This window comes from Clostridium sp. UBA2485, from assembly GCF_002341865.1.
GTDB lineage: Bacteria > Bacillota > Clostridia > Clostridiales > Clostridiaceae > Clostridium_J.
The window spans coordinates 1-11,197 of the sequence record NZ_DDOV01000055.1; the positions used below are offsets into that span (position 1 = coordinate 1).

Genomic DNA, 11,197 nt, shown 5'->3' on the forward strand with positions numbered 1-11,197 from the left:
TTTTCGCATTGTATCCCTATAAGATAGGTAAGCATACTGATTAGTTATTTTTGATATGTCTTATCTATAGAAAGATTGTAAAGTAATAGGTGAGGGATGAATAAACATGAATAAAAACACCCGCAGTAATGAACTGAATTATCGTAAGAAAAACCGTATTAAAGTGATTAGAACAGTAATACAAGTAATTATTTTATTGATTTTCTCAGTGTTACTAATTAAAGCACTATTCGGTATTAAAAAATATGAAGAGCCAGATAAGACACAGTGGGAAAATAAAAATGGCTTTATTGCATTGTCATATTTTGGGGTGGGACGTTCCGGTACACCTAAATTAATATCTAAAAGTCAATTAGATAAACAACTAGAGACTCTTTATAATTTAGGTTATAGAACTATATCTCAGCAGGATATATTAGATTTTTACAATGAAGGAAAGCCATTACCCGAAAAAGCACTTTTCTTAACTTTTGAGGATGGACGAAATGACTCTAGTTTGTTTTCACAACCAATACTTGAAAAGTATAATTACAAAGCAACAATGCTTTCTTATGCTGACAAGTTAGAGGGAAAAGATTTTAAGTTTCTTCAATCAAAAGATTTATTAAAATTAATGAAAAATGGGTTTTGGGAACTTGGAACTAATGGATACAGATTGTCGTATATAAATATATTTGATAGATACAATAATTATATAGGGATGAAAAGTGAAACTGAATTTAAAGATAAAAAAAATGCAACATACTATGACCATTATCTTATGGATTTTATCCGCGACAAGGATATGATTCCGATAGAAAACCGAACTGAGATGGAGGCACGGATAAATCAAGATTATATGAAAATGGAAGAGGTTTATAATCAGAAACTTGGTTTTATGCCTCAAGTATATATGATTATGCATGCTAATTCTCTTTATAATGGTATGAATAGATTAGTTGAAGATGTAAATTCACAGAATATACAACAAAAATTTAAAATTCATTTTAACCAAGAGGGAGTCAGTTACAATAACGATGTTGAAGAACTATATAATCTTAAAAGATTACAACCTAACCCATATTGGTATACAAATCATCTTTTGATGAAGATCAATAAGGATACAGGACAGAAGCTAGCCTTTGTAATGGGTGATGAAAACCGCGGAAAACAATGGGAACTCATTAATGGCGCTGCAGAGTTTATAGGAAATAGGATTGTTCTTACATCTCCAGTAGAAGATAGCGGTGTATTATATTTAAAAGATAGTGATGACTATAATAATATTAAGTTAAGTACTAGGATTGAAGGAAATGTAGTAGGCAGGCAAAGTATAGTTCTTCGTTATGATAGAGAAAAGGACTCTTTTATAAATATTGCATTTCAGGATAATCAAATTATTGTTGAAGAGAAAGCACCTATGAAAGAGATTAAAAAGTTATTTTCTTATAAATTTGGAGATATAAAATTGGATGATGAGGAAATATCACCTCAAGATAGGAAGGAATCCTCTACTAAAGTTGAAACACCAAATAATAGTGTGATGGAAACAAAGGAATATCCCATTAATATTCAAAAAAGCAGAGATGTTAATATTATTATGAATGGTAATAAATTAGAAATTTGGGTAGATAATATTTTAGTAACAAAAGATATAGAAATAGACAGTGCCATAGTAAAGGGTGGAGTAGCATTAGAGTCTCAATACAGTAAAATCAATAAAAAAGACACAATATACGATGGAGTATTTGATGATTTAAAGATTCAGCATATTATAAAGGAAGAAGATAGTGAAATGCCTATTTTGTTTTATAATGGCTACACCAAATCTCAAAAGATAGCTAAAGATATACAAGACTTTTTCAATTCATTAGTTGACTGGGCAATAGAAACCTTTTAAAGATAAGGGGTCTTTAAGAAATAATAGGACAACATTTTAGGTTTATTATTTTTTGAAGATGTCTAATGTGAATGGAGATAAAGAGATGTTTCTTGGGAAGAAAGCTAATAAAAAGATATTTTTTGTAATTATAATCACCATTATAATTTGTATTTTAATACTATATAGTGGAATAGGACCTGCTACAAGGAATAATGAAGATATACCTAAAGAACCTCCTAAAAAGATATCAGCATGGATTGCTGACTGGCAATGGGAAGCTGGAATTAAGGATTTTAAAGAGGTCAGGAAAAATTTGTCCAGTTTGCAGGTCTTTGCAGCATATTTTGATTATCATGATAATTTGTATTTTACAAATGAGTTTAATGAGGTTCTACCTGAAATTATAGAAATTAATAGTGATAATAAGCTAGTTAATTTATATATCACAATTGTAAATGATAGATTTAATGAAGAGGGTAAAGCTGTTCAGAAGGATCCAGAATTATTAAAAAGGTTAATGGCAACAGAGGAGAGTAGGAATAATCATATAGATGAAATTATCAATATGGTTACACAAAAGGGATTTAGTGGAGTAGAAATTGATTATGAAAATATAGATGATGATATATGGGAAAATTATATTGATTTTTGCTCAAAACTCTACCAAAGGCTTAGCAGTATCGATAAATCTCTTAGAATTGTTTTAGAACCCAAAAGTCCTATAGACAAGTTAACATTGCCAGAAGGACCTGATTATGTGATGATGGCTTACAATCTTTATGGATATCACAGCGGTCCCGGGCCTAAAGCAGATGAATCCTTTATACATGATTTAGGTTTAAAGATGGGGAAAATTCCAGGTGATAAAATTATAGCCTTTGCCACAGGAGGATTCGATTGGAGTGACGATGGGAAAGTTACTGCTTTAACAGAAAGCGAGGCAGTTAAAGTATCAGAAAAAGCAGTTGATAATCTTAAACGAGATGAGTCAAGTGGAAGTGTATATTTTAATTATTTTGATGATAATAATATTAACCATACTGTTTGGTATGCAGATAATAGAACATTAGACAAATGGTTTAATATTTCAAAACAGTTAGGATATAACAAAATTGCATTATGGAGATTAGGAGACATGCAACAGAAAACACTTGATTATCTTAATCTTGAGGCTAATAATTAAAAAATTTGAATAGGTAAGTTAAATTTAAAGAAAGAAGATTTTTAATATAGTTTTTGTCATGGTGAGAAATCTTACTTTGACAAAATGAACTCTCAGAAATAAATAAAAAAATAAAATTCATATAGTGATATATAATAAAGTTATGTAAGTTAATGTTGTTATCTTTAATAAATATCTATATAATTAGCATTTAAAATAAAATTATTATAAAGAATAAGGAAAGGATGCGGGATAAGTCTCGCATCCTTTTTTGATTATCTTTTATAAAATTTAAGATTATATTAAACTTAAGTAATTGATTTTGCAATATTAGATAATTTATATATTTTTTATATCTATAAGATGACATTATAATACATTAAGCACAAAAAATTGACAGAAAAGATTGACAATAGACAAATGGTATATTAAAATATACATAATGTGGAGAATCCTGTAAGAATGAATAAAAAGAGGAAATAGAATAATAAAGTTTATCAAATTTGATATTGTATTAAGAATACTTTTCTCATCCAGATTTTGGATGAGAAAAGTCTTTATTATGTTTAAGACAGATTATAAAAATACTATTTATGTTTTATATGATATTATCGATAATATTAATATGCATTATATATATATGATTTCTTAGTGAAAAATTAATTCATAAGGAGTTAATTTCAACTATGATTATGAATTTTGCATTATGAATTGAAATACTCAAGGGTGCAGCTATATTAGCTATGCATTAACTTCTTAGGTAGTAATAGGAGTATTTATTTAGATATCTTAAAAAATAGCTGTAAGTATGCTAATTTATTTTGTGTTGCTTCGCAAAATCTACTGATATTTCTATTGTCAGTGGAATCTATTGACCTGGGCTGTGCAAAATATTTAGTCAATCTTTCACTAGTTATTTTATTTGAGATATCTTAAAGTATTTCAAGGTTATAAAGCTATATTTATGAAAGGGTGTGGGTATTTTGAAATTTAAAAAAATATCAAATGTTTCTTTATCTATGAAATCTAAAATTATATTAATAACATCACTGATAATAGTGTTGTCAAGTTTTTCTATGGGATACATATTTTATAGTAATATGTATTCTCACACTGTAACTCAACTACAAGGAGATGCTTTAAATATTGCAAAGTCAGCTGTTACAGTAATCGATGGAGATGAATTTGAAAAACTTTCAAAATCTTTAAATGGAAGTGATAAATTTTATATTGGTACAAGAAAAAAGCTACAAGCATTAAATAATAGTATCGGGAAAGGTATGTTATATACCTTTGTATCAAATGACTCAGACAATTATACATATGTAATTGATGGAAGTGATGCAAATACAGAAATAGGATATAAGCAACCAAAAGCTGATTTTTCAAAAGAGGCAAAAAAAGCCTTTGATACAGGTGAAGCACAGGTAAGTGAAATGTATTATGTTGAATCACTTAAGAATCATTATATATCAGCCTTTGTTCCAATATTAAATTCTGCTAATAAAGTAGTTGGAGTGGTAGAATATGATTATAGAGGCTCAGACCTTTCAGAAAGGACACATCAATTAACTGTAATAATAATCTTAGTTACCATTGTTTTAATTGGAATTTCTATAATTATTAACTATATTGCTTCAAAAATTATGCTTAAACCAATGGGAGCACTAGTAAAATCAATAAATAATATTGCAGAAGGAGATTTAACTTCACCTATTGACACTTCTAGAAAGGATGAAATAGGTAAAATTAACATTGCATTAAGTAAGACCGTTGACTCATTAAGAGATATGATAGAAAAAGTTCAAGTATCTTCTAAAAAGGTTACAGAAGCAGCTCAAGGAATTCTAGAAAGTTCATCGGATTCATCAAGTGCTTCTGAGGAACTGACTATATCTACAAATGAAATTTCTTCAATATCAACTGAGCAAGCTACGAAAACACAAAATATAAAGGATGTTTTAGATAAATTAGATTCTGACATTCAAAATATTTTTACACAAATAAATCATACTAATAAAATTGCGTACAAAACATTAGAAGATACTAATAATGGAACAGTAGTAATTAAAAATACTAAGAATCAAATTGATAATATTGAAGGTAGTATCAATAATGTAAATTCAGTTATTACAGAATTAGCACAAAGTATTAGTAAAATACAAGGTATATTAACAACAATATCAAGTATTGCTGATCAAACCAATCTTCTTGCATTGAATGCAGCAATTGAAGCAGCAAGAGCAGGTGAAGATGGAAAAGGTTTTGCTGTTGTAGCAGATGAAGTTAGAAAACTTGCTGTGGAATCAAACGCAGCAGCTAGTGAAGTAGTAGATATAATTGGATTTATGAATGAACAAACAAATAATGTACTGCAAGCAGTTTCTGTCAGTGTAAATATGACAAAAGAAGGTAAGAAATATACTGATAATGTAAGTGATACTTTTGAAGTAATAAAAGATTCTAATGCAGATATAGAAAGCAAAATAGTTGAGATTAAAAATTCAGCTAGCGAAATAGTATCAAATATTGGAAATATAAATGAAAGTATGAATGAAATTGATAAAGTATCAAAAACAATAGATACAAATGCTATGAATTTAGCAGCAGTAACTGAGGAGCAAATGGCTTCATCAGAAGAATTTAAAGCAATGTCTGAATTCTTAAATAGAGAAGCTGAAGTATTAAACGAAAGTATTTCTAAGTTTAAGGTATAGACAAGCATTTATAATTAACAAATATAAAATGCCAGGTGTAAAGGTAATTAAATTATTAATATCTTTTACATCTGGCATTTACTACATTATACTAATTTTTATAAGTGTCTTACTATTTTTTAGTATTATTTACTATTGGAATTTCTACAAAACTTTCACTTGTGTTAAATGTAAAGTTTGTTGTTTTTAAAGGTCTTACAGTAAATTCGGCATCTGTAGATAGTATTATTAAGCCTATCTTGTGACCTTTTTTAACAGTATAATCCATTGGCTGCATGTCCAAATTAAATGTATATTCTTGTCCAGGTTGTATAGTGTCTACACGATAATTTGCTACACGGTTTTGTGCATCCATCCAACCACGAGAAATAACTTTATAGTCTGTTTTTTCACTATCCATAACAAAGTTTATTATATCATCAGAACCTGCATTACCGCCGTATATTATACCATTAGGAACTACAACTTCTGTTTCTGTTGTAGGTCTATATTCAGGGCCGTAATCTACAAGTATTGCACTTATATTGGCAGTAGGCTTATCTATAGACGCTTTTATAGAAACATTTACAGTTCCACTTATTCTTGTATCTTCAGTAACAGGTTCGCTTACATAGGATAAACGATCAGGTCTTTTTACTTCAGGCTCTTTAGCTATTGTATCTAGCCATTTAGTAAAATCAGGATTTTCTCTATCAAATTGTGATAATGATAAATCATCAGAAAAAGTTTCTTTTAAATCTTTTTTTACTGGACTAAATGTTAATTTACCATTTGTACCATCATTATCAAGATAAAATTTAGTATTTTCTCCTTTTACAGGCCAAGTATTGAAGGTTTCCCATTTAAGGTCTGTATTGTTTTGTATTGTAGCAGTAGGAATATCTTCCATTACATTGTTATCTATATCATAAAGCCAATGAGCAAACCATCTACCCATTATATCATTGTAATCTATTCCTGCTAAATTATTGATGCTCATATGATCCCCTTGATGTAATATAACTTTACGTGGCACATCATATTTTTCAAGCTCTTTCCATAACATATCAAATTGTTTAGTTTTTACATTCCAGTCGCTAAGACCATGAACTAAGAATACGCTTGCCTTTATTTTGTCAGCATTATTTAAATAATTACGCTCGTCCCAAAATGTATTGTAATCTCCTGTGTCACGATCTTGATCAATTTGCATCTGTTTTATATTCTTTTCAAATAATTCTTTTACTGTAGAATAATCTTTAGGATCAAACATTCTGCTCATGCAATATGTTGCTAATAAGTCAGCATCATCTCCTTGCCAACCTAAAGCTGGAGAAGTTACACCATTTGATCTATAATAATCGTACCAGTTGCTTATTGCTGCTACAGGAACTACTGTTTTTAATCCTTCTACTCCTGTTGTTGCTGCAGCTATAGACAATGTACCTAAGTATGAGGTACCTGACATTCCTACACTTCCTGTGCACCAGTCTGCAGATACTTCTATATTATCAGTTTTATTTGTGAATGCTTTAGTTCTTCCATTTAACCAGTCTATTACAGCAATAGTTGATATTGTTTCATCCACTGAACCAGTACTTGTAACACCTTCAGAACCTAAAGTTCCTATACCACCAGAAAATACTATTGCATATCCGCGAGGCAAGAAATAATTATACCATCCACCAAATTCAAAAGGTGCAACTCTTCCGTTTCCTGCTTTACCTGAAACTTTTCTTGGAGCAGGAATTGTTTTTTCCACCGGTTTATACTTTATATCTTCATAAGTTATGTTACTTTGTGGACTTACAGTTAAATCTTTATCTACATTATGAGTGATATAAAGGTCGTCATTTGTTCCAGGACGATAAGGGCTTACCTCAAATATTGCTGGAACCTTCATTCCTTTTTCAGTTTCAATAGGACGTTTTATCCATACTTCAAGTAAATCACGCTTTCCATCAAGATCTGTATCTTGTGGTGATTCCACATAAACTTTTTCATAAATAGCCTCATCATGTTTAAATATAGGTTGAGGCTTTCCGTCAAATACAAGTATTTCTGGTACATCTTTATTTTTATTAAAATCCATCATAAAACCAAATTCTAATAATACTTCAAAATATTCACGACCACTTTTTGTCTTTGCTTTTAAACAATCGTTAAGTGCTTTTGCAAATTCATCATTTGTGAATTTACTTTTTTCTGAAGGATTAAGACCAATAGATTTTGCAAATTTTATTATATTTTTATTTGTAAAATCGCTTCCTTGCTCATATCCTAACAGCTGAAGAACAATCTTATAAAACTCTTCCTCGCTTACAGATTTGTTTGGGTTAAATTTATCTTTATCAGCTTGTATTAAGCAAGCTTTAGGAGTTGCTTTTATATATGCAAGTATATTTCTCTCTTCTATGGAACTTACTGATTTATAATCTGAAAAGTTTTCTGTTCCTTCAAATTTTTTAGCTTCATCTTCAAGTCCATTTAACCTTAAAAGTATAGTTGCAACTTGTATTCTTGTAGGTTGTTTTGCTGCATATTCAGGTGTTAATCCTTTTTCATCGCCTTGAATTAGACCAAGGTTATTCATAGCAGTCATTTCTTCACTAATGATATTAGTAGATGATTTAATATCATTTGTAGCATATGCAACTGGAGTTACTGAAAACATTAATGTAAAAGTTAATACAATAGATATAATCTTTTTCACAACTTATCCCCCCTAATAAATGTCAGGCTCTCTAATTAATTAGTTGGCCTTATCAAATTTTGTCCTGTTTTTCAGTTACTTTGTTAAAAGTTTTTATTTTAATTTAAAATTTTAAAGAATTTCTTATCATCTCCCTTCTGGTAAAATAATGAATGCATTCAAGATTTAATTATATCATAAAAATATAACATAATATTCAAATATAGGGATAAATTCATAAAAATTACCTGTAAAACTTGTAGAAAAAAAGAAAATATTGCCTCTATATGTCTATACTAGTTATATTTTTGACATATTAATCTCTACTTTAAATCTTCGTATAATATAATAAAGGCTTTAAAATTAATTTTTAATTCTCTGATTTTTAACATATAGTGTTAAATCTTTTTTTTATTACAATAGAATTTTCAAGAAGTTATGTGATTTTAGGAGAGAATGCTGGGTTTTATATATTTTTCATCTAGTCATTAAAATAGTTGGATTAAAATAGATAAATAACTCACCTATTTAAATTAAAGGAATAAAATGTTACTGAGATAATTTTATTAATGGAGGAATTCCTGTGGGATATTATATTAGAGTAGAATCAGAGGTAAGGATTTATGTAGAGGATATTAACCCGACGGGGGAGAAGATAATCCTCTTTATACATGGTTGGCCTGCAAATCATAACTTGTTTGAATATCAGTTTAATAAACTTCCAGAGATGGGATATAGATGCATTGGAATTGATATTAGAGGATTTGGTAATTCAGATAAACCATGGGAAGGCTATTACTACAATAGATTAGCTGACGATGTTCATTGTGTAATTGAAACACTTGAGTTACAAAATATTATACTTGCTGGTCATTCTGTAGGAGGAGCAATTGCTATTAGATATATGGCTCGTCATAAGGGGCATGGGGTATCTAAACTTGCTTTGTTTGCTGCGGCAGCTCCAAGCTTTACTAGACGTCCGAATTTCCCTTATGGATTACCAAAGGAAGATGTAACTAAACTAATTGAGGAAACATATAATGACCGTCCTAAAATGTTACAGGAATTTGGAGATATGTTTTTCTTTAAGTATATAACAAAACCTTTCTCAGATTGGTTCTTCCAGTTAGGATTACAGGCAGCAGGATGGTCTACAGCTAAACTTGCAATTTCCCTTAGAGATGAGAGCTTGTTTTCTGATCTCGGAAAAATACATGTTCCTACTTTAATTCTTCATGGTGTTCATGACAAAGTTTGTATGTTTTCATTGGCTATTGTACAAAAGGAAGAAATCAAAAATTCTAAGCTTGTGCCATTTGAAAACAGTGGTCATGGATTATTCTGGGAAGAGCATGAAAAATTTAATAAGGAATTGATAAAATTTATTGAGAGATAAATTTTTTATCATGCAGAGAATAAGAAAACACGAGGTCTAATTTAAGGACCCCGTGTTTTGTTTAATACACATGCTTATAGGTTTATACGAATGAGGAAGTAATATAAATTTTTAAAATAGAAAAGTATTATGGAATTATATTGTAGAAAATCAATTTACTTTTTGGCAATGTGGATTAGAATACTATAATAGATAAATTGACAAATAAAATTTACATGCTTATAATAGGTGTGTAAATATTTAATATTGTAAATTTCAGGTGCCTCATTAGGCTTAATATGGAAACAGGTGAAAATCCTGTACGGTCCCGCCGCTGTATTGGGGAGATTTTATAAGATATGCCACTTCTTATTAGAGGGAAGGTTTATAAGATTGAAGAACCAGAGTCAGAATACATACCTGTAATGGACACTAATAACTCTACGGTTGATAGATAAGGTGTATTAAGGTTTTTTGGCATACAACCATAATATATGTTTATATCAACTTCTCATTTGTTAATGGGAGGTTTTTTATTTTTTAAAATAGCATAAAAAATATTTTAATTTATTGTAGGAGTTTTAGCGTAGCAATTCAAACTTTATTCATTTTGAATCCAGAGATTATTAAGGATTTATATGAAGTATATGTTGAACTATTATCAAAACCAAATACTGAAAAAATTAAAATTAGTTATATACTATCATAATATGTAGAAAATTGTTGAACTTTTTCAAAAATTGTGGTAATCTAAAATAGATTTTGTAAAAAAATTATAAATATGGATATTTTTGAGGTGGTAAATGTTACAAAAATATTTACATAATAGAGAATTAGGTGAAAATCCTAAACGGTCCCGCCGCTGTGAAGTGGAGTAATAATTATTAAGATCACTGTACTACTATTGTATGGGAAGATAAATTATTACAATGAAGCTAAGTCAGAAGACCTGCCTTGTTATATATCTTTACTTTGCGTGAGACAGAGGAGGGAGTGTTATTTTTATTATTAAATAGAAAGTCCTGTACTTCACATTATAAAGTACAGGACTTTCTTAGTTTATATTAATATTTATTCAAATAGGAGACAAAGGGAGAATTAAAATGAAAAAAAAGAGACTTATAATATTTTTAACTTTTATTATGATTATTAGTTGTTTTGTGGGATGTGATTCAGCTAAAGAAACTAATACACAATCTAAATCCGAAATTACTTTTACAGATATAGCAGGAAGGGAAGTTACCATTAAAAAACCAGTAAAAAGAATTGTTGTAAATAACAGAAGTCTGTTTGATTCTCTTTTTGCTGTTGGCGGAGAGGAAATGGCAGACATGATTATTGCAACATCAGGTGGTAATAGAGGAATTTNNCCTATGGAGCAAAATTTCCTAAGTTAAAAGATTTACCTCAA

At 29.3% G+C, this 11,197-nt stretch carries 5 protein-coding genes and 2 riboswitches; of the genes, 4 read left to right on the forward strand and 1 reads right to left on the reverse strand.

Annotated elements, in window-relative coordinates; genetic code table 11:
- Positions 1–106: 106 nt before the first annotated feature.
- From B3603_RS11380 to B3603_RS11390, 3 genes are all read left to right on the forward strand, one after another.
- A complete protein-coding gene (locus B3603_RS11380) occupies positions 107–1,879 on the forward strand; it encodes a glycoside hydrolase (RefSeq protein ID WP_291564789.1) in 1,773 nt (590 codons plus the stop codon).
- A gap of 85 nt (positions 1,880–1,964) precedes the next feature.
- Positions 1,965–3,044 (forward strand): glycosyl hydrolase family 18 protein, encoded by a 1,080-nt coding sequence (locus tag B3603_RS11385; RefSeq protein WP_291564792.1) that lies wholly within the window; start codon positions 1,965–1,967, stop codon positions 3,042–3,044.
- A gap of 962 nt (positions 3,045–4,006) precedes the next feature.
- A complete protein-coding gene (locus B3603_RS11390) occupies positions 4,007–5,740 on the forward strand; it encodes a methyl-accepting chemotaxis protein (protein WP_291564794.1) in 1,734 nt (577 codons plus the stop codon).
- Between the two features lie 112 nt (positions 5,741–5,852).
- Here B3603_RS11390 and B3603_RS11395 read toward each other — a convergent pair whose 3' ends face one another.
- Positions 5,853–8,432 carry a Xaa-Pro dipeptidyl-peptidase gene (locus B3603_RS11395; protein ID WP_291564795.1) on the reverse strand — a complete coding sequence of 860 codons (2,580 nt, stop codon included), beginning with the start codon at positions 8,430–8,432 and terminating at the stop codon, positions 5,853–5,855.
- A 562-nt stretch (positions 8,433–8,994) separates the two neighbouring features.
- Here B3603_RS11395 and B3603_RS11400 point away from each other — a divergent pair.
- On the forward strand, positions 8,995–9,807 hold the full coding sequence (locus B3603_RS11400; RefSeq protein WP_291564797.1) for an alpha/beta fold hydrolase: 813 nt from the start codon (positions 8,995–8,997) through the stop codon (positions 9,805–9,807).
- Between the two features lie 240 nt (positions 9,808–10,047).
- A riboswitch (cobalamin riboswitch) is annotated at positions 10,048–10,224 on the forward strand.
- A 339-nt stretch (positions 10,225–10,563) separates the two neighbouring features.
- Positions 10,564–10,758: riboswitch (cobalamin riboswitch) on the forward strand.
- Positions 10,759–11,197: the final 439 nt, after the last annotated feature.

Bases quoted from the DNA above. Each gene is read 5' to 3' on its own strand.
- B3603_RS11380 (WP_291564789.1), top strand. From the start codon at position 107: ATGAATAAAAACACCCGCAGTAATGAACTGAATTATCGTAAGAAAAAC.
- B3603_RS11385 (WP_291564792.1), top strand. From the start codon at position 1,965: ATGTTTCTTGGGAAGAAAGCTAATAAAAAGATATTTTTTGTAATTATA.